Genomic DNA, 26696 nt, shown 5'->3' with positions numbered 1-26696 from the left:
TGTGGGCAACAGCTGTTAGCACCGTTCAAAATTGAAGGAGCTTGCAATCGAGACGTATTTGAAATTTGGTTAGAAACGTGCTTGATTCCCACCATAAAACCAGGGCAAAAACTGGTGATTGACAATGCCACTTTTCATAAAGGCGGACGCATTGAGCAACTGGTTCGGTCTGCCGGATGTGAGGTGTGGTACTTACCACCTTATTCACCAGACTTGAACCGGATTGAAAAATGCTGGTCGTGGCTAAAAAGCCGAATTCGCAAGCAACTAGAACGTTTTGAAACACTGCGAGAAGCTATGGAGCATGTCCTAAGTTTAGCGTCCTAACCAACCTGGCGGTTGCTATATCAACTCTTGCCAGACCTCAGCCTGATTCGTCCAGAATCTACCATTGAGTTGCTGCAAGTTCTCAAAGCTATCCGTAATCAATATAATGCTACTGGTTTGGGTGCAGGTGCTTAGACACAATCTAAAGAAGGTTTTCTGCGTTTTCCTTATCATCTGCCATAACTTCCCTACCTTCCGGCAGTGAACCGGAAGTGATCATTCCATTTATAGATGCTCGTTCACTTTATAAGTACTTTAATAGATATTAAACTGTTCTTTATTTTACGTCATTATGAACGAACTGTGACAACGCTAAAACGACGAAAAACATCACTAAAGTGATCGCCCACCTTGAGGTACTGGCTGAGGATCCGAGTAAATACGCCCTTTTCTCTTATATTTTGTTAACTTTGAGCAATAAAAAATTATGGCGACAGAACTTGAGCTTCAATCTCTTTTTAATACCTTAGATACAGATCAAGATGGCAAAGTTTCTATAAACGAGCTGTTTTTAAGCCCTGGCTTAAGTGCAGTCATTTCAGCAGAAACAGGCGTCAGTAACCCCCAGGAGTTGTTAGGTATGTACGGTGATACCAACGGTAGTATCACCTTTGAAGAGTTAAAGAAAGTTGTTAAGCAAGCTGGAAATTTAAGCTAGCAGTCAAAAACTTGGGTATCCATCCCCACCTCCAAAAAACCGCGCCCTATCCCCATATAGAAGGCGCTGTTTTTGTGTTACTGAGTTATCACCATTACATAAGACTTACCCAAAGTTACCTTTTTTTGAAGAGTGATTGCTCTGATGCTGATGATTGTAGAAAAGGCGATCGCACACGAAAAAACGTAAATGATTTACTAATATCAAGAGAGATTTTTAATTTAAGAGCGAACTGGCAAAATGAGCGAACAATCGAACACATTTATCCAAATAAATGAAGATGATAGTGCGTATGTCACTACGGCACAGGGAACAGAATACATTGAAAAGGAAATGAACGTTGTTTTGGAAAAGGTAATGTGTGAAGTGGTAAACTTCGCTCAATATATTCAATCCTTAGACCAAGAAATAACACAACAACAGGCGTACCAAATTTTAATAGCCATACTCTCAACATTACCAGCACAGTTTAAACATGAACCACAAGCAAAGGCACAACTATTAAACTTGATTCAAGAATTTAAAAATATAAGCTAGAAAAAATAGTAAAAAGGGTTGCTTTTACTTTTCCGTCTAGCTTTGATTTTCAACTTAATTAAATTTTGCCAGGTCATCAAACTTCGTTGTAAATAGTCTGACCTAAGCGCCTACGTGCTTCCTGCTTGAGGTCATCAATACTATAGCGATTCTCGATTGAGTACAATACATTTGTAGGGGCGAACGGCGTTCGCCCTAAAGGTTGGGTGTATTTGACACAAGTGAGAACCGCTATATCATATTGCCCAGTTCCACTATCAATGCCCTCCAGCCAGAGGTAACGCAACTCATCAATATTTTGTAGCTGCAGCAAGCGTTTCTGCTTCCAGTCGCGCAGGGCTAGATTTTCGGCTTTGCTCAAAATGTACTCTGCCGTAGTTTTACTGAAGACATAGGGGAGAACTAAATTTAATAATATTTTTAGATATGGAATTTTTTATTTTTTTTCAACGAATGGCGTTTAGGATTTTTTAGCTTGCTGCGCCAAAGTTGGGGAGGAATGGGTACTCAAGGATTGGGTACTGGGGAAAGAAAATATGGTTAAGATTTGGTTGAGGTTTTAATCCCCATTCAGATCCTCAGAGATTCCCACTCAGCAATCCCCACTCCTGATTTCAAGAAAAAACTTATAGAACTACAAGCAATGATCCCGATTGCAAAGACAGACTTGCGCTTAAACCTGGAACAAGAAGGTTTATTGTGCGCCATTACAAACAGTATTCGTCACACTTTTGATTTGGAAGATCTTCTCAAAAAGACAACAAAAGATGTGCGATCGCTACTGGGAACTGACCGAGTAGTGATTTACAAGTTTGAAGATGATGGTAGTGGTCGTGTCATTGCTGAATCAATTTATAATGGTAGATTACCATCCTTTCTGGGATTAAATTTCCCTGCTGATGATATTCCGCTTCATGTGCAAAAACTATATATCAACTCACAGGTGCGTTCAATCGTAAATGTTGAAGCACAGCAGATTGGTCACAGCCCTCTGCGTGACTTGGAAACAGGAGAAATTTTGTCACAAGACATCTATTATCGCCCTGCCGATCCGTGCCACCTCGAATACCTGACGGCAATGGGAGTCAAATCTTCTTTTGTAGTACCCATTTTATGCCAAAAAGAACTCTGGGGTCTTTTGGTGTCTCATCACTCTGAAAACTATGAGATTTCAGACAATGAGATTAAAGTGGTGCAAATGGTAGTAGACCAACTATCAGTAGCGATCGCCCAAAGTAAGCTGCTCACCCAAGCCTATAAAAAAGCTGACACCGAAGCTACCATTAATCGCATTGCTACTTTACTCCATGCATTACCTACAATTCCACTACAGCGAGCTTTAGAAGCAACTGTAGCAGCTTTTGGTGGTTCGGGTGGCAGGCTTTGTATTCGACATAATGCTTTTAACTTCCAAAATGGTAGCTTTGAAAGCTTAGCAAAGTGCTTAACTCCTGGAAGCGATTGTATCAGAGTTTATACTTGCGGGCAGCAACCTGCGGTGGCAAAACAAACTATCTATCCCCTGATAGAACAGTCTATTGTCTGGCAAGAACATTATCAATCTGGAGAATATGACGTCTGGCCAATTTCAGACATTTATCAAACTCCTAATATGCGAACTGTACAAGTTGCTTTTCAAGGAACTAAAATTCGCAGCATTTTGATGATTCCACTCAACTATCGGCAGGATTTAGTAGGTTATTTAAGTATTTTTCGTAATGAAATTGACACAGAAACCTTGTGGGCAGGTCGATTTGAGCCTGGTCAAAAGCAACTTCATCCTCGTCAATCGTTTGAGCTATGGCGCGAAACGAAAACAGCACAAGTTCAAAAATGGAAAAATGAAGAGATAGAAATGTCCAGAGAAATTGGTAAACATTTTGCATCAGCAGTTCAGCAATATGAACTTTATCAACAGGTACAAGCCTTTAATAGCAATTTAGAACAACAAGTCAAAAAGCGCATAGTTGAAATGCAACGGATAGCCGAACAACAAAAGGCTGTGTTTGGAGTTATTGCTAAAATCCGTGACTCTCTTGATACTAGAACTATTTTTCAAATAACTACTAAAGAAGTTTGTCAATTGATCAAAGCTGATCGCGTTTCTATTTATCGCTTTGATGCTGAGTGGGGTGGTGCATTTGTCGGTGATTTCGAGGCGGTTAGTCCATACTGGTCACAAGAGTCTAAGCTGGGAGTCAATACTGTATGGAACGACACTTACTTACAAGACACACAGGGGGGACGCTACCGCTACGAGGAAACATTTGCAGTGGATGACATCTACAAGATGGGGTTTACTCAGTGTCATCTCGATAATCTAGAAAAGTATCAAATTAAGGCTTTTATACTTGCTCCCATCTTTGTCCGACACAAACTTTGGGGTTTGCTATGTAATTATCAACATTCTGCCTCTCGTCAATGGCAAGACTCGGAAATTAACTTTATCAGTCAGATTGCGGCTCAACTTGGAGTGGCACTCCAGCAAGCTGAATTACTGACGCAAACAGAGCAACAGGCTTTAGATTTACAAAAAACAGCACAGCAGCAACGGGTACTGTTTGAAATTGTCTCAAAAATTCGTGAATCTCTCGATTTAGATGCGATTTTTCAGACAACTACTCAAGAAATTTGTAAATCGCTACAAACAGATCGTGTAGCTGTTTATCAGTTTTTTCCAGATTGGAGCGGTCAATTTATTGCTGAGTTTGTTGATGATGGTTGGATAAAGCTAGTAAGTCCAGAAAGCAGAACAATTTGGGAGGATAGTTATTTCCAGGAAACCCAGGGTGGTCGCTATCGCCATAACGAAAGCTGTACAGTAGATGACATCTATGAGGTTGGTTTCTCTAAGTGTCATATTGAGCTTTTAGAGAAATATCAAATTAAAGCATACGTGATTACCCCAATTTTTATTGGACAAAAACTCTGGGGTTTATTAGCAGCTTATCAAAACTCTGCACGCCGCCACTGGGAAATTTCAGAGGTTCAGTTTTTAGCTCAGATTGCGGTGCAGCTTGGGGTAGCACTCCAGCAAGTTAACTTACTCACGCAAACTCAACACCAAGCACAAAAGCTAACTCAAGCCGTACATGATCTACAAGAAACCCAAACCCAACTGATCCAAACTGAAAAAATGTCTTCATTGGGTCAACTGGTAGCAGGTATTGCTCATGAAATTAATAACCCTCTAAACTTTATCTACGGTAATCTAGATTATGTTAATAAATACGCCGATGATTTACTCAGTATAATGAGACTCTATCAGCAGGAAATTCAAAATGCTAGCTCCCAGATTTGGAAGTTAGCAAAAGAAATTGATTTAGAATTTATCATCGAAGATTTGCCTAAAACTTTAGCTTCCATGAGGATAGGAATTGAGCGCATTCGTCAGATTGTTTTAGGTTTAAGAAATTTCTCTCGTCTCGATGAGGCGGACATGAAAGCAGTCGATATTCACGAAGGTATTGATAATAGTTTGCTAATTCTGCAACATCGCTTGAAAGCAAAGGGAGACGCTCCAAGTATTGATATAGTAAAGGATTATGGCAAGCTGCCTTTGGTAGAGTGCTACGCCGGACAGTTGAATCAAGTGTTTATGAATGTCTTGAGCAATGCGATCGACGCTTTAGAAGATTACAAAGAATCTACATCTCAACCTCATCACAGTCAAATTACTATCCACACTTCTATTGGAGAAATGAAAGACAATGTGAAGAGTGTAGTGATTCGCATTGTGGATAATGGAATTGGTATACCAGAATCTGTAAGGACACGAATATTTGATCCTTTTTTCACTACTAAGCCAGTTGGTAAGGGTACCGGGTTAGGATTGTCAATTAGTTATAAAATTGTGGTAGAGAAACACGGTGGCATCCTTAAAAGTGATTCTCAACCAGGGTTTGGTACGGAATTCTGGATTGAGATCCCTATTCACCAAAATAATTATAAGAAAAATGCAGAAAACCTTTGAGGAAAAGCAATCTGGAGTTTTAATCGCTCCCCAAAGGCTGTGCATCCTGTTAGGTGCAAAAACCTTGAAAGCCCTCATCACGCCAGGTGCTTCAAGTCGGCAAAGCCGCCCAACGCACTGGCTCCCCTAACCCCTTCTCCCATATATGGGAGAAGGGGAACTATAACCATTTCTCCCCTCTCCCAAGTTTGGGAGAGAGGGGGTGAGGGTAAACGAGCTTCTGTACAAAATTGGGATGCTCCCAAAAACCTTTTTGTAATACCACCGATATCTCCCACCAGTCTTCACAAGAATTTTAGCCACTTGCTAGTACGATGTTTTGTCTTGTAATTCATATACCAACTACAGATGGGATAAAGTAGGATTATTATGAATATCCAAATTTTGTAAATCGTTGGTAAATCATATCCATAGTTTGCTGGTCTTAGGGAGGACATCACAAAGGGCATAATAATTGCTTTTAAACCATATTTAGGTAAAGCCAGCAAAATAGCAGTAAAATGAACGAGCCAAATATGGATTATATAAAAAAATAAAGGAACCTGACCGAATAACACCAGAGGTTTCAAAATCCTCAATCTCTGCTTTTCAAACACATAAAGTAAGAGCATTGCTATACCCAGTGTGATTAATAAATAAAGCAGTGAAGGTGGATATTTATTACAATTGATAAACGATAGTATGGTATGAGTTAGATTTGTTTGCACTTTCCATGGGTGGGGGTCTCCATATAAATTTAAAGCACGAAGAACTACGAAGCCAGCAATTAAACCCAAACCCAAAGAACGCAACAATCTCAAGCGAGAAGCTTTTTCCAGGTAAAATACAGTCCCAAAGGCATAACCTGTAGCCATGACCCCAATCCAAGGAATTAAGGGATACGTTATGGCAAAAATTTTATGGGGAAAAGGTGTAAAAATTTTTGGTTCGTGAAGCACCGCCCACAGCCAACCCCATCTTCCTAGCTGTTCAACATGAATATTATCAAATAAATTATGCCCACCTATAAGCAAAATTCCTAGTGCAGCTATCAGAGGAATTGGCATTCTAACTAATGCTGCTAAAACGACCATTGACCAACCAATAGCCCATAGTACCCCCGCAGGCGTGAAAGAATAGGTAGGGTCAAATATCCACCCCATATGTACTACTGTTAATTCCAGAAACACTAACCACAGTCCACGAATTATTAGATATTGCGAGAGTTGAAGCTTACTTTGTGGTCGCCTTTTAAAGTAAAGATAGACTGCAACACCAGCCAAAAATATAAACGTGGGGGCGCACAAATGAGTTATCCAACGAGTAAGAAATAAGGGTACAGTTGTCTTAGTTAAATCTGTAGGACTGAAGCGAACATTACTCAAAAAATCTCGCGTGTGATCTAGCGCCATTAATACCATTACTAGTCCACGTAGCAGATCTATCGATATGATTCGCTTAGTTCCTGGCTGTTCAGCGCTGGGAATTTCGCCACTTACAAAACTCATATTTTATACAGATTCTAAGTATTTTTTTCCCTTTGCTCATTTTTGCACTTTATCTAGCCTATTTGTGCAAGAGAGGATTCTTGTGGTGATCACTTGCTGTCCCCAGCCCCAAGCTGTATCCCCAGGAGCCTTAGCAGACTCACGAAAGCGGCGATCTCACTCTTGTGTTTTTTCGGTTCCAAACTGCACTTGTCGGTACAAGTTGGCGATCGCTATTTCCACATTTATTGATTCGAGTGGCAATATTTCTTCTAAATTATACTCAGACAGTACCCATCTTCGGTGTTCGTCGCGCCTGAAAACTTCCACACCAGGTTGAGCGACCTGTACTAAGACATATTCTTGCAAAGTAGAAGATTGGCGGTAGCTGGCAAACTTTTTCCCCCTATCGGCTGCTTCTGTTGAAGGTGATAGCACTTCGATGATTAAGCTGGGAAATTGCACCAATTGTAGATCGCGATCGCGCTCATCGCAAGTCACCACCAGATCCGGATAAAAGTACTTTTTCCCCGGTTGTATCTGCACCTTGACATCTACAATGTATACTTCACAGCCGCGATCAACTAGAGCATTATCTAGCAGGTTGAAGAAATTTCCACAAATGCGATTGTGGTTACGTGTACCACCGCTCATAGCGACAAGTTCACCATCCCAATACTCGTAGCGTTCCTCTTGGGCTGGTTCCCAAATCAGATATTCTTCTGCACTCATGAAGATGCGATCTGGTAAAGCAACCATTGTCTGCTTCGGGGAAATAATTAACCTTTGTCTTTCTACAATAGCAAATAAAGTGGGCGCTCCCAGAAGTTTTGCGTGGGCAAAGAACGGGTTTCGTTTCAATCCCGTTGCCAGGATTCGTTAGGTTTCAAGCTCATGATTTAGTGAAGGAGTGTAAAGAAGAAATAATGTTTCAATCCCGTTGCCAGGATTCGTTAGGTTTCAAGAAAAGCTGGCTGAGTAGCGCTCATCAGAACAATGGGTTTCAATCCCGTTGCCAGGATTCGTTAGGTTTCAAGGGAAAGTTTACCCAGACACAAGCAGAGGCGATCGCAAGTTTCAATCCCGTTGCCAGGATTCGTTAGGTTTCAAGAAATCATCAGGTAAAGCCATTGATTAAATCCCGCTAAGTTTCAATCCCGTTGCCAGGATTCGTTAGGTTTCAAGTCCGCCCTCTGAAACCCTTACAGAGTAAGGATTCTATTACCACTTTTGGCAAACCTCAAAAACAGGTTTATTTCAGCCTCGCTTATTGACATAAATTCCTATTTATTCTCAACTCTCAAACGCTGTAACTATTCACTTGTCAAGGTTCTGGCGATTTTGGCAAACCCCCCCCTGGTTTTAGCCCCCGCTTCGGTTTGCCAAACATCAAGCTAATATAACCACTATAGAATAATAACTTCTTTTTGTCGAGGTTTTTCCGAACCATAAGTAATAGTTCGTTTCACAGCACCGAATCTTCGTTTGGTTTAATTAACTTCTCTATCTTAATCTGCATTTGATTAAATATTTTGCTCAAATTCGTTATTTGAGCGAATTGGATCAGAAATCAGAAGGCATCTTACAAGTAAAGCAATATCGAGTTGTGGTAGAATCTTACTGGAAGTTATTTCTTCGTATCCATAGGTTTCGGAAAAAATACTTGCTCGTTCGTTTTCGGAACTATCCCGCAGATAGTAAAGCTTAAGTCGATCTTCTTGCCAAAACCAAACCTCTGGAACCCCCAAACGCCGGTAGGTTTCCAACTTGTTTATGCTTCCACTGGTGATAACTACTTCTATGACTAAATCAGGAATATCCTTTTCTTCTCCTATGCAGTAGCACTCATCTGGTTCTGCTCCTGCTTTTTTGTCTTCATTTTTAAAAGTCGTGCTTCCCAGAGGAAAATGTTTAATCTGCTTTTTCCATAAATAAAAGGATACAAGGAAAGAAATCCTTGTTTTGACTGACTCATGTCTTTTTGATGGCGACACAATTTCTAATACCCCATCCAGATAAGTAAGGCGATAGTGGCAATTATCCTCTAGTTTGGATAGTAATGCTTCGTAGTTATTCCAACTTATATCACTGCTGATAAACTTTGCTTCTGAGTCTAAAGCATTGTTTAATTCAGGCTCATCAATTAGTTGTTTAAAACTAGTGACCACGATCAAACCTCTTCAGTGATTGTCTATCTTTTTGACTCTCTGCGCTCTAAAGAGACGGAGATTCTTAAGACCTTCCAGTCTTAATATCCTGTTTTCACAGGTTCCCAGGCTCAATACGTTTGCCGTTAAGGCGTACTGATAAGCCAGTGCGCTGGACGGGTTTCCCGGCTTGAAGCACCTGGCGTGTCTCCTTACAGTGTTTTGGGCGTGGACTTTCCCCCAGTCCGGGGGTAGGTTTTATTTAAATGTCTTGTACTGACATGTTTAAATCTTAATACAAAGCCGTCCTAAAACGACGGGGTTTTAAACCCGAGTTTTTTGATAATCCCGTTTCGGGGATTCGTTAGGTTTCAAGGGCGATCGCCAACTAGAAATACCAGGACTATGGACGTTTCAATCCCGTTGCCGGGATTCGTTAGGTTTCAAGAAAAGAAAGCTCCCTAAAAATCAGGGAGCTTTAACATTGTTTCAATCCCGTTGCCGGGATTCGTTAGGTTTCAAGCCACACAGAAACACGAAGAAAATCACCATAAAATAAGTTTCAATCCCGTTGCCGGGATTCGTTAGGTTTCAAGCTAATACCCTGTAGCTCATTCTTGACGATCGCCCAATGTTTCAATCCCGTTGCCGGGATTCGTTAGGTTTCAAGTTGGCTAAAAGTTAGTCTTACTTTCTGCTTAGCTTGGTTTCAATCCCGTTGCCGGGATTCGTTAGGTTTCAAGTTAAAACAGCGCGCTATCAAGCAAGTTAAGGATAAAAGTTTCAATCCCGTTGCCGGGATTCGTTAGGTTTCAAGGTTCAGCCCAAGTCCTAGTCCTAAAGCCATAATGTGTTTCAATCCCGTTGCCGGGATTCGTTAGGTTTCAAGCTGTAGGCAACTTAAAGCTTCTTAGTTTCCCCCTTTGGAGTTTCAATCCCGTTGCCGGGATTCGTTAGGTTTCAAGTATCGTCACGCAATACGACGATGGAGACATTGAAGGTTTCAATCCCGTTGCCGGGATTCGTTAGGTTTCAAGATTGATTGCAGATATTAGCGTCGATTGAGGCTACTGCAGTTTCAATCCCGTTGCCGGGATTCGTTAGGTTTCAAGGCATCTAAGAGGATGAGGGAATATTCTAATGATATGGTTTCAATCCCGTTGCCGGGATTCGTTAGGTTTCAAGTTGACTTTGTAAGTGGTGCTGAAACATATTATTGTGTTGTTTCAATCCCGTTGCCGGGATTCGTTAGGTTTCAAGCTTAACTAGTAGTTGCTCTTTAGTGGGTAAGTTTTGTTTCAATCCCGTTGCCGGGATTCGTTAGGTTTCAAGTACAACACTAATCAAACAAAGATATGGTCTATTCGGTTTCAATCCCGTTGCCGGGATTCGTTAGGTTTCAAGGCGACAAAATCGAATATGAAAGAGGAATATTTGAGGTGTTTCAATCCCGTTGCCGGGATTCGTTAGGTTTCAAGTGCCGTCTAATTTCAAACTAACAGCTTTCAACAAGTTTCAATCCCGTTGCCGGGATTCGTTAGGTTTCAAGTCATAGACCATGAAGCTGAACGTACACATAGACTATGTTTCAATCCCGTTGCCGGGATTCGTTAGGTTTCAAGGCAGTGTCCCAAAGTCGCCACAGATAAATCCATGAGTGTTTCAATCCCGTTGCCGGGATTCGTTAGGTTTCAAGTCCGCCCTCTGAAACCCTTACAGAGTAAGGATTCCATCACCAGTTTTGGCAAACCTCAAAAATAGGTTCATTTCAGCCTCGCTTATTGAAATAAATTCCTATTTATTTTCTATTCTCAAACGCTGTAACTATTCTGTTATCAAGGTTCTGGCGATTTTGGCAAACCCCCCCTGGTTTTAGCCCCCGCTTCGGTTTGCCAAACATCAAGCTAATATAACCACTATAGAATAATAACTTCTTCTTGTCGAGGTTTTTCCGAACCATAAGTAATAGTTCGTTTTACAGAACCAGCATCAAGTACGTAAACCCGCACCGAATCTTCGTCTGGTTTAATTAACTTCTCGATCTTAATCTGCATTTGGGTAAATTTTATCGCAGTTAAAAAACATTCAAACACGCTGTACTGTGTCCAAGTTCCATAACCAGAAAGCATTTTATGTAGACGAGTGCGGCGCTTGTTGGCTGCTTTATTATCTGGTAAATCGTAAATTATCAGGTAAAATAGGGTAGTCATAGAATTTAAGATTTAATTTCAAGCTTGACTTAGTCCTAGCTTAAGGAAATCGGATCATTATTCTCCTTATCCTTTAACGTAAAGTTAAAGGTTTATATGGAATCCCTTCTTGTAAATGTCGACTCAGCAACCGCGCTTGTAATTCAATTGCACGTCGATAGGTACAGCGATAATTAAACACGGGATGGGTAAATTCATCGTTCATTTTCCGCTCAAATGCTGCTAAAAAACACTTTCTCCCAGAATCAGAAAGTCGATAAGCTCCTAAACTTTCGGTAAAATCTTGGGGTTGAATCTCTCGGTTACTCAACACTCCCAAAACTACGTTGTCAGCAACTAAAGGTCGAAATTCTTCTATCAAATCCAATACCATTGAAGGTTGTCCGTGATGGACTTCGTGCAAATAGCCAATATACGGGTCAAGTCCTGCAAGGTGAACTGCTGCTGTGACTTGGGTTTTGAGTAAAGCGTAGGAAAAACTTAATAATGCGTTCACTGGATCGGTGGGTGGGTTGCGCACGCGACCATTAAAAGTCCACTGTTCACCAACCATTTTTTGCCAGCAAGCAAAATACTCTCGTGCTGCTAATCCTTCAATTCCTCGCACCTGGTCTATAGTTATTTGGTTTTTAACCATAGTCTTGCGTTGTTTAAGGGGGTTATCTCGTTCGTTGTGGCGATAGAGTACGTTGTATTGATTGTGAATTTTGGCGGTAACTATTGCCTTGACTAACTCTAAACGTCGTGCAGCATCATTATATAGTGCATATTGAGCTAATCTCAGTTGACCGTTCCGGGAGTATCCTGGAAGCGCAGAGCCTAAGTATTTCCCGAAAGTAGAAAGATAATGTATTGGCATTCCCAATTCTAAAGCATAGACTAAAGCGTCTCCGGTCACTTGAGGATTGCCCATAAGAACTACCTGTTCTACAGTCTGGGCGGGTATATTTTTTTTCTTCCATGTACCATCTTCCTGCTTTAAGGAAACAGTGAAGGCTTCATAGACTTTACTTAAAACGGCTTCGGCTTGAGTAACGTAGAGAACAGACATATTTATAATTTATTAGAAGTCAGGAGTCAGAATTCAGGAGTCAGAATGATTATTGGTTGAAAACCTTGCTCATTAATATCAGTTATCAGTGTTCAAGTTATAAATGATAACTATTCACTGTTCATTGTTTTATGGAGGGTGTATTCTGACTCCTGTCTCCTGATTTATTTCTGCACGGAGTGCTTTGACTTCAAAGGGTAAGCAAATCTTTTGCAAGCTGCACGACTGACATTTTTTGGTATTGTTAATGGGGGCTGGCATTTCTTTATTAGCTGCAACTTGAGCTAGTGCGATCGCATTCTCTGTTGCTTGTCGTAATTCTGGGGTAAATGCTACAGTTTGTCGTCTGCGGTTTGCGTGGTAGAAAATTTCTCCATAAACGATGCTGCGTCCTGTGCGTTCTTCTAAACATAAAGCTGCACCGCAGAGTTGAAAATGGTCGTTTAAGTGCTGTGCCATTTTACCTTTTTTATATTCCACAGGAATAAGCTGACCATCGCATTCTTCCACAGCATCAATAATACCTGCAATTTTCAGGCGATCGCTCCATACCCATTGTTGTTGACGAATTACCTTATCGCCTTCAGTGATGAATAATTCTTCATTAATATTCCGGTGCAAGTGGCGACCTAAAATAATATGCTCATTGTCTTCCATTTCTCCTAGCACATATTCAAGGTAAAATCGGCGTGGGCAATATTCCCAAGCGTTAAGATACGCAAGGGGTAAGTAATTTTCTATCATTGCGAATTTAGATTTTTAATTGTTTATCCAACAGAGCTAATTCATTCTGACTCCTGAATTCTGACTCCTGAATTCTTCTTCATAACGACTTGTCCCATTCCCATTGCAGTTTTTCTGCCAATTCCAGAGAAACATGCGAAATGTGCTAGGGTTGTTGCAATTCTTGCTTGTTCAGTATCAGTAAATCGATATCTGATGAATCCTTCTGCACCAATTTCTGCGCCACCTTCCATTTTCATGGCGTAGGTTTTAAGTTCGTAAGAGGAAACTATACCATTCCATTCAATACTAGGAAATTGCAGTTTTTCAGGTGCGAATATGTTCCAACGGCGCAGTAAACCGTTAAACACTAATTCCGGTAGGGGGAAAGGTTGAATATTTTTACCTTGCTTGAAACTGGTGGGAGTGAGAAATTCCAAGTCTATAGAGCTTTGAGGTGTTACTTGTACGAGTTTCTCGAAGGTGTTTGCTTGAACAATCTCTATCGAATCACCCAAACGACAGACTATTCCTGCTAGGATAATTTCGTTCCCTAAATCTACACTCGTTCCCCATAATAAAGGTGCGAGTAATTCTTTCTGTAATAAACTAATTTTTAGTAGCATCTTTTTGGGGGAGCAATATTTTAAACCCAAAGCCATGGGTAAGTTCTCTTGTAGATGCAACTTTTCAGCTAATTCTGGATTTGTATTGGCAAACCAGCGAAAACACAATGCGTGAATAGCACGTCCTAAAGTTGGAGGAAGGGGTTTGTCTGTGTAGATGGGAACTTGGATTGTGTGCAGGGAATGAGAATTTACCTCAACACCACCGACTTCATAAGATTTTTCTCGCCATTGTACTAAATTATTTTCGGCGATTTGCAAACAGAGCGATCGCATCAAGTTCTCGTATAAAATAGCCTCTGGTAGCAAGGGCATTATTTTAGTAACACCATCGACTTGGCGTAGGGGTACCCAGATGGGTGCGGTATCAAGCTCTGGTAACCATTCACTCAAGGAAATGGGTGTAGATGATGTTTCGGTTGGGCGTAAAATAACACTTAACCCAGCGAAGGTAGTTTTGCTCTCTGTGCGGCTTTGTAAAATATTTGCGGTATCATTGTGTTGGATATCGTTGGTAAAAGTCATAACGAGCACTAGTAGAACGAAGTTGTAATGGTAAAAATCCTGGCTCTATTATCCTGTCTTTGTCAATCTGAGCTTTGTCTGTGGAGAATGGATTGATGCGATTAAAGGTTGTTTTTTTACCAAAATCATCCATTGGTTGAACAGTGAAACTACTGCTGGAGTCTGGTATAAAAGCGGGTGCGTCACTTTGTTGGGTTGCGTCTGGAACCCACATTGCGCACTTCAGTTTGAAATACAAAGAAAATACAAAATAGATAAGATCAAGAAAGTCAGGATAATTAGGAAAAGAATGATGAAATATTTTTCTTTTTAAAATAAATAATTAATCAGAAAATATTTAACTGATAAAATAGGTTATATAGGCAGTATAAATTCAAGGAACAATAACTATTCCTTCGAATATTCATAAAATATTATCCAATATCCAGACGTTATTTAGATTAAGAAATTAAATAATATTTTTGGCAAGACGAAGGTAGATTATTTAAAATAAAATTTCGCTCTTCTGTTAAATTAACAATTTGATGAATGCCATTTAAAGTTAAAAGATGAATTCCTTGGAAACATTGAAAGACCCATCTTAATGTAGGGGTGAGTGTTAACTTTCCCAGTTGATTGCTGATTCCAATTTTCGCTCTTTTTAAGCTATTTCTCAGTTCCCTTTGACCGAGGTTATAAACTAACAAACATAGAGACATTAAAAATAACATTGTCTCTATTCTCTCAGGATTCTCTACAAAGAAGCTATCAGCAAAGAATAAAGGATCTTTGAGAAACCTAAACCCTCTTTCGCAGGACTGTTGATTTTTATAATTTGTAATAATTTCTTCTGGTTCTAACTTATTCTCGTCAACCAAATTAGTCGCTAAAATAAATCTACCGGCTTCTTTTCTTAGTATTTCTATCTCTTTTATCTTTTCATCCCCCACTGCCTCCATTTTATAAATAGTTTTATTATCTTTTGAGGTAATTTCGATAATTTTAATCTCTTTGATTACGAACATTTTTAGACTTTTATTAATTCCTTTTAGTTTATATCGAGCCTGTTCTGGAGTCTCAAAATCTTCTTTTTTTAATTCTTTAATAAGTTTTTCAACTTTATCTTTTTCTTTCTTGAGTTTTTTCTTTAGCTTCTCTAAATCACTGTCTCTTCTTTTTTGACTTTCTACTATTAGCCAAATTTGTTTAATTCCACCATAAGTTACTATTTCTTCTTTCCACTTGTATCCTTCTAAATTTAGATCTGCTCTTTTTTTTCTTTCTTCTGAAGTTATCTCTATATCTTCTATTTCTACCGATTGGACTAATTCCTTGGCTTTTTTTATTGTCATCGGTACTCTACTTATCCATTTTAGATGCTCGATTAATTGGAGATTTTCCTGACTATATAATGCACTATCGCAGACCATAATGCTGTCAAAATTTATTTGTTTTTTAAACTCAACTAAGATTTTTCCGAATACGGCTTTATCCGCTTCGTTCCCATCTCCAACTCTCATTAATAATGGTATGTCTCCATCGCTACTTGTTATTAAATCTAAAACACATTGTTTCAAATCTGGTCTATGGTCGCGAGAGTATCCTTTTGTTATAATTATTGGTCTTTCTCTAACTATTTCTTTTTCTTTCTCATTATTTTTTTCACTTCCGTATTCTCCATGTAAGTGAAATGATGTTGCATCCAAGTGGGAATATTTTACACCTATTTTAAACTTTTTAACCACAGATAATACTATTTCTATAAATAGTTTGTTCAATCCATATCGATATAATTTATCCATAAATCTTCCAATTTTATCCTTATTTATATAATCGTTCTCTACTCCTTCTCCTAATAGTATTTCGGTTCCTTTATCTTCAAAAAACTGACTGAATAGATATAACGGTCTTGCTACAAATCCTAATCCATTGATTAGAATCGCTTTGACTATTATCCCTGCTGATATTTTCTCCCGACAGTCTATTCCTAATCTTGAGTTTACTGTTTCAACTATTCCAATTTCATCAATTAGTCCAGCAACTATCCCTAGGTGATCGATATTTTTAATTTCTGCTTTTGATGTTGGAGACAATTTTTTACTCCTAAAATATTTTGGCTCTTCAGTACTTGTTATGCTAAACTAATAAGTACTGAAGAGGGAACAGGGAACAGGGAACAGGGAACAGTGAAGAAAGAAACGCGGTTTTCTGTTGGCCTTACCTGGTAAGATTTTAGAAAGTGTGAAAGTCATGATAAGGAAAAAAGGTATTAAAGCTCTGACAGAAATTCTGGACATAGAAGGGGTAAAAGTCATATCGCATCGTCTCCATGCTGGAATTGGGCTCTTATTACAGACTGAATCAACTTTATCATGTAGTACTTGCCCACGTTGTGGAACCTCAAGTCATAGATTACATCAGAATCATCGATACATAGTCAAAGACTTACCCTTTGGAGAAAAACCAGTATTTTTAGAAATAAATAGAAGACAATTTAAATGTGATTTATGTAAAAAACCTTTTAGTGAGGAGCTAAATTTTGTGAGTCGGAAAAGAACTTATACAAAAAGATTAGCTAAAAAAATAATACAAGATGTTTTAGAAAACGATATACACAGTGTCGCCTCAAAAGGAATTGTGACGACAGAAGAAATAGAAAGAATGTTAAAAGACGCATCTACTGAAATATCGTTATCAAAACCTTTAGGGTTAAAAAGACTTGGAATAGACGAAATAGCTCTGACTAAAGGTCACGGAAATTACTGTACAGTCTTAATAGATTTGGATACATCTAAATTGATTGCAATGGTATATGGACGGACACAAAAAGTCCTGAGAAAAACTTTAATTGAGTGGGGGAATGAGGTTTTGGATAAAATAGAAGAGGTGAGTATAGATTTATGGCAAGGATACAGAAGCTTAGTGAAAGAATTAATGCCTTTCACACAATTAGTAGCTGATAGATTTCATGTAATGATACAGATAAATAAGGAGTTAGATACACAAAGAAGGAGAGAGAAAAATCAGATAGAAGAAGTTATTAAAAATGCCAAGTCACCTCAAGATAAAGCAGAACATGAAAAAAAATTACAAGGGATTACCAAAAGTAAATATGTTTTACTTAAGAACGAAAAAGAGCTAAATGAAATTCAAAAAGATAAGTTAATCCAAGTCAAACAAGTTTCTCATAATCTGAATATAATGCATGAATTAAAAGAGGAAATCAGAAAAATTTTTGAGAAGACGAATAATTGGTATGACGGATTATTTAAACTGGGAACATGGTTATTAGAGGCAAAGAAATATTTTCCTCATAGCTATAATACAATACTTCGTTGGCTGGATGAGATTCTTGCTTACTTTGATAATAGGACGACGAGTGGAGTTGTTGAAGGCATTAATAATAAACTCAAGCTAATTAAGCGTTGCGCTTATGGATTCAAAAATTTTGATAATTTCAGAATTCGATGCTTGTTAAGTTGGCAGTTTAATGATTAATTAATTTTGAAGAATTCAAGGATTTTCTATGTCAGAAATTCATGATTTTAAAGACTTAAAAATTTGGCAAAAAGGTATAGATATAGCCGAAAAGTGTTATTTTTTAACTAAAGTCTTTCCCAAAGATGAGTTATATGGCATGACACAACAAATTAGAAAATCACCGGTTTCTATTCCAGCTAACATAGCTGAGGGATATGGAAGAAGATCAACGGCTGAGTATATCAGATTTCTTAACATTGCTCAAGGTTCGGTTAATGAATTAGAAACACATATTATTCTATCTCAGCGCGTAGGACTATCTAAACAAGAAGATATAGAACCGATTATTTTTTTACTGCGTGAAGAGAGTCGAATGATTATTGCTCTTATTAAGAAACTAGAGTAATACTCTCTCTTCCCTTTTTTCCTTTTTCCTTCTCTTCACTGTTCCCTGTTCCCTGTTCCCTGTTCCCTCTTTAGTAACTATTAGTTTAGCATAACAAGTACCGAAGAACCAATATTTTTTAGTTTTTTTGATTGTCTCACGAGTGGTATCCAACTACGAGTTACACGACAACACGATGCATGTCCAGCTTTGTAAAAAGCTTGAACCCAAGCATTTATAAGCTATGCCACCCCTTTTATGCTCTTACAGCCCTGTTTATTTTTTCCTGCTGACTTACTTAAATAAATTTAGTATTCTTATTTACTATTTTTATAAAAATATTACGTATACCTTTATGCTACATTTTGAAGTGCGCAATGTGGGCTTTAAATTTTACTAACTAAAGGAGCGGCCAAAGGCGATCGCACGGCATGTTCGTCTAGAGTTAAGTTTTATTCCCATTTTTACTCCCTGCTCCCTTTTTTTTGTCAATATATCCACCTGGCTTATTTCGAGATTAAGCTGAATCAAAAACGAGACTGAGAAGGGGAATCAAGTTGTAACTGGCTCAGTAATATATGTGTCGGAATCGAGTTTCAGTCCCGTTACCGGGATTCGTTAGGTTTCAAGTTTCATGCTAGAAATCGGCGTATTTCTCTCTTGTTCTTGTTTCAGTCCCGTTACCGGGATTCGTTAGGTTTCAAGCCCGGAGTTTAATCAAAGAATTAGGGAGCTAAGATCTGTGTTTCAGTCCCGTTACCGGGATTCGTTAGGTTTCAAGTTTGAGGTAAAAATCATGGAAGACGCATACAAAAAGTTTCAGTCCCGTTACCGGGATTCGTTAGGTTTCAAGTTTAAATTCGCGGTTCCAGATTTGTTTATTGTCGTTTCAGTCCCGTTACCGGGATTCGTTAGGTTTCAAGATTATGTAAATGAATTTGGCCATTTAGCAATGAGATCGTTTCAGTCCCGTTACCGGGATTCGTTAGGTTTCAAGTCCACCCTCTAAAACCCTTACAGAGCAAGGATTCCATTACCAGTTTTGGCAAACCTCAAAAATAGGTTCATTTCAGCCTCTCTTATTGAGAGTAATTCCCATTTATTACCAACTTCCAAATGCTGTAACTATTTAATTGTCAAGGTTCTGGCGATTTTGGCAAACCCCCCCTAGTTTTAGCCCCCGCTTCGGTTTGCCAAACATCAAGCTAATACAACCACCATATAATAATTACTTCTTCTTGTCGAGGCTTTTCGAAACCATTAGTTGGGGTCACGTGTGTCGGGTTTGCTTCTGGTCGCTGTCGAGCGATCGCTGAAGTCTGATGATAGTCTTTAGGATGCTGCTTTGTCCTAATCGTACAACCATACGCCATTTTGGGGAACGAGTAAATCGTTGAACGATAATGTTTAATTAAAAATTTACTCAAAACAAACTCGTTCTGGTAGTAATTCCTCTCCGAGCTTGTGTAATTTCGGGTACAGTGATAAAGCTTTTTCTTTAAGCTTTAAGGCTGGTTGAGGGTTAAGATTCATCCCTACATGAGCAATATCATTACGTAGTTCAGTCATTTGACTCCACAATTTCACAAGCTCATCTGTTTGTGGTAGCTCTGCAAATTTTTCATCACAAGGACTAGCAATAATAGGACGAGATGATACTTTAGTCTTTTCAACGGCATTATTTATAGCATCTTCCACATACTTTCGACCCTTCCTGTGATCAAGCATGAGTTCACCGAACTTCAGCACTAATACAGAAATTAACCACTCACGCGCTAGAGTGACTGCTTGTACAACTCTATCTCGCTGAATATACCACTTAATCATTTGTAACTGTAACCATAAGTTTTCAGCCAGTGCTGCTTGATCAGTTGGAGATTCGAGAGCAAATTGTCCATACTCTTGAACAACTCTTTCTGACAATAATGAAAATGGTTTAGCACGTTCAGCAAAGCTTGATTCTGCTTGTTTTAATATTTCTTCTAAACTAGTTGCTGATTGCATTGTTTCAATTGGTCGAGTTAGATTCAAAGCCAATGAAATAGTTTCAATACTTTTAGCAGTTTTTTCTAGCTGACTTTTTAATGGTCTACTAGCAGGATTATCACGTAGTTCAACTCCTGATGGAATAGCAGTTTTGAGTAAATTTGCTAGTGCTTGTCCATCTCCAATTTCTACAAAACGTTCCGTCGCTGTTAACCAATCAATCATGGATACAAATTCTGATAGATCAATTACTGGTGCTGGTAAACCAGTTTTGAAATTTCCTAGTTCTAAAGCACCATAGTAAATAGCATCAATAGTAACGCGCTTAGCAGCTTTCAAATAAGCAGCAAATAAGAATACGAGAAAAGGTAGAGAGCGAAGTCCATGAGTTATATCAAAAACTACAGAATCTTTCTCATTCACGTGTTTAGTGATCGTCTTGAAGGTTTCCCACATTTCTTCAGTTGTTGCACCTGTAGGAATATCAATTGGTTTTATCCTTGGATCTTCTAATTTCTCTAATACTGGGAAAGTGCTTTTTTTCTAGAACCGCAAAATTTACTAGAGAGGGTGACAGATTCGAGTAAACTAGGGAACACAGAGAATAGATGAGCAGATCACAATGGCAAGAAAAACCCCTCACCCAGAAGCAACATCGTTTGAAGTACTAGAATGCGTGCAACAGAATTGTCCTAGTTGTGGCAAACCAATGTGGAATGAGTACAATAATCTCCGACATGTGAGAACCCTTAAAGGAGTGGTACAACTGCTGTTAAAAGTCCGCCGTTGCCAGAATACATCCTGTGAGCGCTACCGAATTAAATATAGACCAGAACAAGAAGGTTCATGGGCATTACCACAACAAGAATTTGGTTTAGATGTAATTGCACTGGTTGGAGCGTTGCGTTACACTGAACACAGAAGCATACCTCAAATTCATCAACAGCTTCGCAACCAGGGTGTAGAAGTAAGCGAGCGAAGTGTTATTTACCTGTTAGAAAGATATGATGAATTAGTTGCACTGTGGTTGAGTGACCAATCAAGACTCAAAGCCATAGCCAAAAAACAAGGGCGATTAATATTAGCGATTGATGGAATGCAACCAGATGTTGGACATGAAGTTCTATGGGTAATTCGCGATTGTTTATCAGGAGAAATTTTGTTGGCAAAAACCTTATTGTCGTCAACAAATGAGGATTTATCAGCCTTGTTATTAGAGGTAAAAAATACTCTTGATGTAAAGATTGATGGGGTGATTAGTGACGGACAACAATCAATTCGCAAAGCTGTTGAGGTAGCATTCCCTGGAATTGCTCACGGTTTGTGCCATTTTCACTATTTAAAGGAAGCAGCTAAGATTATTTACGAAGCAGATAGACACGCAAAAAAGGAATTAAAAAAGCATGTTCGGGGGATACGTGAGATTGAACGTAGTGTTAGTAACCTTGACCAACCTACATCCGAAGTTGTGCGTGGATATTGTTTGGCTGTACGTGGTTCCTTGACCAGTGATGGTCGTCCACCGCTAGATGCCTCTGGTTTAAAACTACAAGAACGCCTAAGTTTAATTGAAGACAGCCTAGAACGGCTAGCTAAAAAAGGGGGCTACCAAAACCCTTAATAAAACTCAAACAAATTGTTTCTAAAGGACTTGAAAAAACAGCATCTTTGTTCACTCCAATTAGTGTTGCTTACAATTGGATTCATCAAGCCGCAGAAATTCTAGATAACGAAACTGGTCTTAATGCAATTGAAGTCCAACGAAGTTTCCAAACTTTACTTGACTCAATGTCACATGCGAAAAATGAAGCAGGTACTTTAGAACCTGGTATTACTCATTTCTTAAAAATTACTCGTAGTTATTGGTCTGGACTTTTTCATTGTTACGATGTTGAAGGTTTACCTCGAACCAATAACGATCTTGAACAGGTATTTGGTGTTTTACGACATCATCAACGCCGTTGTACCGGTCGTAAAGTCGCCCCTTCTTCACTTGTAATTCGAGGCACAGTTCAGTTAGCTTCTGCCATTGCTACTGCACTTCATTCCTTTTCATCTGAAGATTTGGCACAAGTTTGTGTCCAGACTTGGCAACAATTGCGCTCTGATTTACGCCAACATCAACTAAGTCGTATTGAACAGCTACGATTCCGTCGAAATCCCAAAGCTTACTTGGCAAATCTTGAGACACTTCTTGTTTAAGACTCGATTAACTCAGAAGCGAAATTAAGCGACTTCCAGAACATAAAATATAGAACACCCTCTCTATGATAATGATTATTATTATCACAGCTAGGAAGTGCGTCAGACTCAAATTAATTCCGTGTATTACACGGTTTTCGCGACTACTATTTTCTGTTTCCATGTATTACACCGTAGAAGCATTTAGACGTTAAGCCGAGATACGTGTAAAAAGCTGCAAGATGGTCTGGAAAGCCTTACTGGGTCTAAGTTTCAAAGATTTCAGGTGGGAGATTAATCGCTGCCTCTAACGGTTGGGGAATATTCTGTAAATTCACTACATAATCTCCGTATCTTTTGATATGTCTAGTTAAGTATGGGCTTAAAGCTGCCAGATGTCGCATTGAAATGACTTCCCCTCGTGACATTAACGTTTGAATCGCCAACGACATATCAACTGTATTATGTAAAATAATTGCTCCAGCTACCAAATCAAGATACTTTAAGCGTTTTTCTTGCTCGATGGGGTCATTCTCAGTAATAGTGCCAAGTTTACCAAAAAACACCCAATCTAGAAAACTGTGGTATACCTCCACAATATTTGTAATTGCATTAATTTCCTGCCGCATCCGAATATCGGAGATGTACTCTAACAGAAACATAGTTCGCACAGCCTTACCCAATTCTAAAAACGCTTGGTAGAGGCGGTTCTTCTTACTGTAGCTGTTCAACTTACGCAACAAGGTCGAAGGCATAACCTTTCCAGCCTTAATTGACAGCACTACCCGCATCATATCGTACCAGTGGGTCTTGATTAAATTCCAGTTGACGACATCTTTGAACAACGGCTCAATGTAACTATAGGTAATGTCAGTGCTGGGACGGACAAAAGTATAATCGCTCCAGTTGCGTATGCGCGGCATTAATTTTATACCCAGAAGGTAAGATAAGGCAAACACAGGACCTGACTGACCTTGAGTATCTGCATGTAATATATCAGGCTGAATGTCAGAGAGATTCTTTAATAACCCGTCTAAGATATAGACTGCCTCCCATACACCACAAGTAATAAAGTGAGTAAATAAAGCAATATACTTATCAGAAACGAGATGATAAGCAATGCTGCCGTACCCGCCATAACGAATGTGGTACTCACTGTGTAAATTATTTTCGTATATTTCAAACTTACTACCATCGGCCGCCGCCTTCTTCCCAGTGCCCCAACAATTTGGTAGGCTAAAACGGTTGAAAGCATTAATAATGTCTCGAATCGCAGCTTCTAATATAGAAGCAGTAATATGGCGTCGATTAGTATAAGAAATCATGTGAGAAGTGACAGCAGCCCTTGAATGTCGTGCCATTTGGTTTGGTCCTAAATTGCACCCATAAGCAAATGTTGTAAAAATATAACGTTCTGCGGGTTCTTTTAACTTTGGCTCGCTACCTGATAACGGACCAAAATGCCTCGTCCAATTTAACCAATGTTCAACATTAGAAAGAATATCTAAAATACTACGTTCAGGCATCAATTCACGAATTTTTGCTTCTAGTTCTTCTACTTCTGTTGGTTGAGGAGGAGTTTTTAAGCGTTTAAGTGAAGGTTCACCTTTACTATTAATTGTGACTTGTTTATCGCCCGCACAGATTTTATCTACTTTGAGAGAAACTCGTGTTAATTCTTGACGTAAATACTCAACAAAATCTTCAGGATTATTTGGGTAGCCGAGTAGATTGCAGTACTCTTCCAGCAAAGGCTTACATTCAGCCTCTGATAATAATTGGTCGCGGAAATCAGCATAGCTTAGAGACCCGACAACACAGGCATCCCCTGTCCTAAAATCTTCTGCAAGGTAAGAAAAAATACAAATTTCCAGTTGTTGACGTTTTAAAACCTTCTTTCCCTTGACAGATGTTATAATTAGGGCTTGCCAGTGTTTACCCACAAAACTCAAATCAATTTCAGCGGGTAAATGTTGACCGCGTTTGTGTTCGTTATCTAACAAAAATTTCACAGCATTAATTACTGATTCTTCTGCGGAAGTTGAGAAGATCTCTAAGGAACGTACTAAATCAAATAATATTTTCCGGTGTCCGGAATAAAAACGCCAAACTAAAGGTAGGTGGTTATTTGTATTGTAAGCCGCTATCTCTTCAAATTTTTCTAGCAATAAATCAGTGCCGCCATGCTCATCTAAAATGTACTGAACTTTGTCACCCAATACTGCATTGTCAGGAGCTTCTTTTGAAGCCTTTAATACTTCTTTTAACGTGTTTAATAACTCTTCAGTTTCTTTTAAATGCTTTTCGCGTAACTCCTGTAACCGCTGTTTAGCATTGTTATGAATCTTGAGTATACGTTTGAGAAACATATCAACAAGATAATCGCGAGTTTTCACCTGTGCTTCATATAATAAGCACAAAAGTAACGTTCGGCGTTTGGGAAGATTAATATCTTTAAATTCAGATATATCTAAAGACCTTGCAAGTGATGCAAAGTGCCTAACTTTTGTCGAAGAAATAGTGGCAAGTAGGCGTTTAGCATTTCCAAAGGTCATTAAAGAATCATACTTAGCCAAAAGTTCCTTCATCTGATTTAATTTTGCACTTTTGGGTGGTGACTTAATCAAGTTAAGTGTTGCTGACTCTGACTCTGTATCCCCTATAAGTAATTGATCTAAATATGAAATCTCGGCAACGGTAAAACTGCTAGACACCCGAATAAATAGACGGTTATTAACCATTGTACGAATATGACCAATTAAACGGTCAAGCGTACTGAAGGCAGGCAGTTCATATCTTTGTTTAACTAGTTCCTCAATTGCTACGTTAATTAAATCAGCAGGGTGGTCTTTTACTTCTGCTTGTTGTGCAACCAAAATAGCTATGATTTTTTGGGCAGATTTATCGTACTGTTTAACGCCTAAATACAAACGTATTGCATTTTGGTAAGTGTAGCACTGGCGTTCAGATGGTATTGCTTTTACCCAACTTTGTAACTTTAAACACGACCGAATATGTCTGATGACCGCGATTGGAACTAGTTCAGGATGAGGAAAATAACCAAGCCTCTGGAAAGATTTTAACATAACGATGAGGCTAAGAAACCCTTCATGACTCTTTGTTTTAGACTTCGCGAACTCGATTTCTTCTGGTGTTGGAGTATAAAGCTCTGCAAGCTCCTTAGCATCAGGGAATTGTTTAAATTTGGGATACGCGGTACGGTCTATTAAGGTCATTAAAGTAATATTTGCAACACAAAATTATGAGGAATGACCAAGAAATGGTTTATCCCTCACTTTTCAACCAAAAGGTATTTTATATTCTTTTAGGTACAAACACAAAAGTAATTAAATTTGAGTGCTTCGCAAATACAAATGTACATACTTTTATCTAACCTTATCTGCGGGCTGCTGCTCACTATTTTCAGTATTCATTAAGGCATTTAGGGCACGACGAGCTGCTGATTCTGCTTTGTGTGAGGTTACTTTTTGGTATTGCAAAGTCGTTTGAATGCTTTCATGCCCCATTAGCGCACGTAACTCTTCTATAGATACTAAACCTACGCGTTCACATGCAAACGTATGCCGTAAGTCATGAATACGAACACCGTTTAATTCCCGATGTTGAGTAGTTATTTCTCGCCAATATTCATGCAATGTATGATAGCTAATTCTACTGACTTTAAGGGTAACTGGATGTTGTGCTGTAAACAAAGCTTCATGCCCTTGATGCCTTGAATATTTTAAATATTTAAATAATGCCTCTGCGGCATCATCACTGTAAAAACACCAACGCTGTTTATTTCCTTTTCCTAATACTTGAAATTTCTGATTTTTAATATCAATCGCTGATAAATTTAGCGCTAAAATCTCTCCTATTCTACATCCTGTACGATGTAGTAAATAAATAATCGTACTGGTGCGATAGTCTTCTGCAACAGCAGTGTACAGTATGTTTAGCTGTTGATTAGTTAAATATCTTATCTTCTCATCGCTTAAATGCTCCCCTTTTTCCCGGTCAGCAGGACGTTGCTTGAGTCCCTGTATTGGGTTGTATTTTATATACCCTTGAGACACTGCAAAATTCAATAGGCTTTGTAGTATCGCTTGATGCTTATGGTGTGTCGTATATTTTAAATGACTCAGACTATTTAAATACTCAACCAGCGTTTGTTTACTGAGAATTTCTATTGACCAACTTCCATACTCTGATAACAAAGGCGCAAGTGTTAACTCGTAAGTCCTTTTGGTTGCTGGTGCCATACCAGGACGCTCTAAAAATTGAACAGCAACAGTGGCTAAAGTTACAGCGAAGTTCACTCGAATTTGTGTGTTTGCATCAGGGTTATTTACCAACAAATTATATATCTTTTTGGAAGGGTTATTAGTCGCTTTTTATGGATACTCTTAAAACTCCCAAAACCGGAGAATCTCTTGCTGCCT

General features: G+C 38.8%; 22 protein-coding genes and 3 CRISPR repeat arrays. Of the genes, 8 read left to right on the top strand and 14 right to left on the bottom strand.

The genetic code is table 11. The features are described 5' to 3' along the window. The 4 genes from G4P69_RS29460 to G4P69_RS29450 all read left to right on the top strand — a co-directional run. The coding region (locus tag G4P69_RS29460) for a transposase (protein WP_208353013.1) at positions 1-327 on the top strand (327 nt) is incomplete at its 5' end. Positions 328-339: 12 nt separating this feature from the next. Further along, positions 340-462, top strand: a complete 123-nt coding sequence (locus tag G4P69_RS40090) for a hypothetical protein (RefSeq protein WP_279606321.1) — start codon at positions 340-342, stop codon at positions 460-462. Positions 463-754: 292 nt separating this feature from the next. After that, positions 755-985 (top strand): EF-hand domain-containing protein, encoded by a 231-nt coding sequence (locus tag G4P69_RS29455; RefSeq protein ID WP_208343470.1) that lies wholly within the window; start codon positions 755-757, stop codon positions 983-985. Positions 986-1225: 240 nt separating this feature from the next. After that, complete coding sequence (locus tag G4P69_RS29450; RefSeq protein ID WP_208343472.1) at positions 1226-1522, top strand: hypothetical protein; 297 nt, start codon at positions 1226-1228, stop codon at positions 1520-1522. 76 nt (positions 1523-1598) lie between these two features. Here the strand turns inward: G4P69_RS29450 and G4P69_RS39590 are convergent, their stop codons facing one another. Continuing rightward, the gene (locus G4P69_RS39590) at positions 1599-1883 is read right to left on the bottom strand and encodes a hypothetical protein (protein WP_243902508.1); all 285 of its coding nucleotides are present in this window, start codon (positions 1881-1883) and stop codon (positions 1599-1601) included. Between the two features lie 282 nt (positions 1884-2165). On the opposite strand from G4P69_RS39590, the gene G4P69_RS29440 reads away from it, so the two are divergent. After that, a complete protein-coding gene (locus tag G4P69_RS29440; protein ID WP_208353030.1) occupies positions 2166-5495 on the top strand; it encodes a GAF domain-containing protein in 3330 nt (1109 codons plus the stop codon). Between the two features lie 284 nt (positions 5496-5779). Here G4P69_RS29440 and G4P69_RS29435 read toward each other — a convergent pair whose 3' ends face one another. The 9 genes from G4P69_RS29435 to G4P69_RS29395 form a co-directional block, all read right to left on the bottom strand. After that, complete coding sequence (locus tag G4P69_RS29435) at positions 5780-6982, bottom strand: DUF1624 domain-containing protein (RefSeq protein ID WP_208343474.1); 1203 nt, start codon at positions 6980-6982, stop codon at positions 5780-5782. 156 nt (positions 6983-7138) lie between these two features. Continuing rightward, positions 7139-7720: a Uma2 family endonuclease gene (locus G4P69_RS29430; RefSeq protein ID WP_208343476.1), complete on the bottom strand. Its 582-nt coding sequence runs from the start codon at positions 7718-7720 to the stop codon at positions 7139-7141. 95 nt (positions 7721-7815) lie between these two features. Beyond that, a CRISPR array of direct repeats spans positions 7816-8146; the repeat unit is 37 nt. A gap of 338 nt (positions 8147-8484) precedes the next feature. Beyond that, positions 8485-9129: a Uma2 family endonuclease gene (locus G4P69_RS29425; protein ID WP_208343478.1), complete on the bottom strand. Its 645-nt coding sequence runs from the start codon at positions 9127-9129 to the stop codon at positions 8485-8487. A 317-nt stretch (positions 9130-9446) separates the two neighbouring features. After that, a CRISPR array of direct repeats spans positions 9447-10804; the repeat unit is 37 nt; unit sequence GTTTCAATCCCGTTGCCGGGATTCGTTAGGTTTCAAG. 220 nt (positions 10805-11024) lie between these two features. Further along, entirely contained in the window at positions 11025-11318 is a 294-nt protein-coding gene (cas2, locus tag G4P69_RS29420; RefSeq protein ID WP_208343487.1) for a CRISPR-associated endonuclease Cas2, read from the bottom strand. Between the two features lie 73 nt (positions 11319-11391). Continuing rightward, positions 11392-12369: a type I-D CRISPR-associated endonuclease Cas1d gene (gene cas1d, locus G4P69_RS29415; protein WP_208343490.1), complete on the bottom strand. Its 978-nt coding sequence runs from the start codon at positions 12367-12369 to the stop codon at positions 11392-11394. Positions 12370-12498: 129 nt separating this feature from the next. Further along, entirely contained in the window at positions 12499-13113 is a 615-nt protein-coding gene (cas4, locus tag G4P69_RS29410) for a CRISPR-associated protein Cas4 (RefSeq protein ID WP_208343501.1), read from the bottom strand. 41 nt (positions 13114-13154) lie between these two features. Next, complete coding sequence (cas6, locus tag G4P69_RS29405; protein ID WP_208343503.1) at positions 13155-14243, bottom strand: CRISPR system precrRNA processing endoribonuclease RAMP protein Cas6; 1089 nt, start codon at positions 14241-14243, stop codon at positions 13155-13157. Then, positions 14212-14457, bottom strand: a complete 246-nt coding sequence (locus G4P69_RS29400; protein WP_208343505.1) for a hypothetical protein — start codon at positions 14455-14457, stop codon at positions 14212-14214. The genes cas6 and G4P69_RS29400 overlap by 32 nt, the downstream gene beginning before the upstream one ends. Before the next feature lie 226 nt (positions 14458-14683). Then, a complete protein-coding gene (locus G4P69_RS29395; protein WP_208343507.1) occupies positions 14684-16315 on the bottom strand; it encodes an IS1634 family transposase in 1632 nt (543 codons plus the stop codon). Between the two features lie 157 nt (positions 16316-16472). On the opposite strand from G4P69_RS29395, the gene G4P69_RS29390 reads away from it, so the two are divergent. Further along, entirely contained in the window at positions 16473-17720 is a 1248-nt protein-coding gene (locus tag G4P69_RS29390) for an ISL3 family transposase (protein WP_243902512.1), read from the top strand. A gap of 28 nt (positions 17721-17748) precedes the next feature. Beyond that, positions 17749-18108 carry a four helix bundle protein gene (locus G4P69_RS29385; RefSeq protein ID WP_208343509.1) on the top strand — a complete coding sequence of 120 codons (360 nt, stop codon included), beginning with the start codon at positions 17749-17751 and terminating at the stop codon, positions 18106-18108. A 572-nt stretch (positions 18109-18680) separates the two neighbouring features. Then, positions 18681-19084: a CRISPR direct-repeat array (repeat unit 37 nt; unit sequence GTTTCAGTCCCGTTACCGGGATTCGTTAGGTTTCAAG). A gap of 208 nt (positions 19085-19292) precedes the next feature. Here the strand turns inward: G4P69_RS29385 and G4P69_RS29380 are convergent. Both G4P69_RS29380 and csx2 read right to left on the bottom strand, forming a co-directional pair. After that, the gene (locus tag G4P69_RS29380; RefSeq protein WP_208343511.1) at positions 19293-19514 is read right to left on the bottom strand and encodes a hypothetical protein; all 222 of its coding nucleotides are present in this window, start codon (positions 19512-19514) and stop codon (positions 19293-19295) included. Next, entirely contained in the window at positions 19507-20529 is a 1023-nt protein-coding gene (gene csx2, locus G4P69_RS29375; RefSeq protein WP_390693378.1) for a TIGR02221 family CRISPR-associated protein, read from the bottom strand. Before csx2 ends, G4P69_RS29380 begins: the two co-directional genes overlap by 8 nt. Positions 20530-20782: 253 nt before the next feature. Here csx2 and G4P69_RS29370 point away from each other — a divergent pair. Further along, positions 20783-22275 (top strand): transposase gene (locus G4P69_RS29370; protein ID WP_243902669.1). Its coding sequence is split into 2 segments (ribosomal slippage): positions 20783-21680 and positions 21680-22275, totalling 1494 coding nucleotides; the frame shifts between segments, so codons are not numbered across the junction. A gap of 245 nt (positions 22276-22520) precedes the next feature. Here the strand turns inward: G4P69_RS29370 and G4P69_RS29365 are convergent. Then, entirely contained in the window at positions 22521-25490 is a 2970-nt protein-coding gene (locus tag G4P69_RS29365; protein ID WP_208345093.1) for a Tn3 family transposase, read from the bottom strand. A 150-nt stretch (positions 25491-25640) separates the two neighbouring features. After that, entirely contained in the window at positions 25641-26516 is an 876-nt protein-coding gene (locus G4P69_RS29360) for a tyrosine-type recombinase/integrase (protein WP_243902668.1), read from the bottom strand. Positions 26517-26696 lie beyond the last annotated feature (180 nt).

Source organism: Aetokthonos hydrillicola CCALA 1050, assembly GCF_017591665.1.
Taxonomy (GTDB): Bacteria; Cyanobacteriota; Cyanobacteriia; order Cyanobacteriales; family Nostocaceae; genus Aetokthonos; species Aetokthonos hydrillicola.
Note: the sequence above shows the minus strand (reverse complement) of the source record. Positions and strands in the feature narration are given on the sequence as shown.

Coding starts and splice junctions, on each gene's coding strand:
- G4P69_RS29455 (WP_208343470.1), top strand. CDS start 755: ATGGCGACAGAACTTGAGCTTCAATCTCTTTTTAATACCTTAGATACA.
- G4P69_RS29450 (WP_208343472.1), top strand. CDS start 1,226: ATGAGCGAACAATCGAACACATTTATCCAAATAAATGAAGATGATAGT.
- G4P69_RS29440 (WP_208353030.1), top strand. CDS start 2,166: ATGATCCCGATTGCAAAGACAGACTTGCGCTTAAACCTGGAACAAGAA.
- G4P69_RS29435 (WP_208343474.1), bottom strand. CDS start 6,982: ATGAGTTTTGTAAGTGGCGAAATTCCCAGCGCTGAACAGCCAGGAACT.
- G4P69_RS29430 (WP_208343476.1), bottom strand. CDS start 7,720: ATGGTTGCTTTACCAGATCGCATCTTCATGAGTGCAGAAGAATATCTG.
- cas2 (WP_208343487.1), bottom strand. CDS start 11,318: ATGACTACCCTATTTTACCTGATAATTTACGATTTACCAGATAATAAA.
- cas1d (WP_208343490.1), bottom strand. CDS start 12,369: ATGTCTGTTCTCTACGTTACTCAAGCCGAAGCCGTTTTAAGTAAAGTC.
- cas4 (WP_208343501.1), bottom strand. CDS start 13,113: ATGATAGAAAATTACTTACCCCTTGCGTATCTTAACGCTTGGGAATAT.
- cas6 (WP_208343503.1), bottom strand. CDS start 14,243: ATGACTTTTACCAACGATATCCAACACAATGATACCGCAAATATTTTA.
- G4P69_RS29400 (WP_208343505.1), bottom strand. CDS start 14,457: ATGTGGGTTCCAGACGCAACCCAACAAAGTGACGCACCCGCTTTTATA.
- G4P69_RS29390 (WP_243902512.1), top strand. CDS start 16,473: ATGATAAGGAAAAAAGGTATTAAAGCTCTGACAGAAATTCTGGACATA.
- G4P69_RS29385 (WP_208343509.1), top strand. CDS start 17,749: ATGTCAGAAATTCATGATTTTAAAGACTTAAAAATTTGGCAAAAAGGT.
- csx2 (WP_390693378.1), bottom strand. CDS start 20,529: ATGTGGGAAACCTTCAAGACGATCACTAAACACGTGAATGAGAAAGAT.
- G4P69_RS29365 (WP_208345093.1), bottom strand. CDS start 25,490: ATGACCTTAATAGACCGTACCGCGTATCCCAAATTTAAACAATTCCCT.
- G4P69_RS29360 (WP_243902668.1), bottom strand. CDS start 26,516: ATGGCACCAGCAACCAAAAGGACTTACGAGTTAACACTTGCGCCTTTG.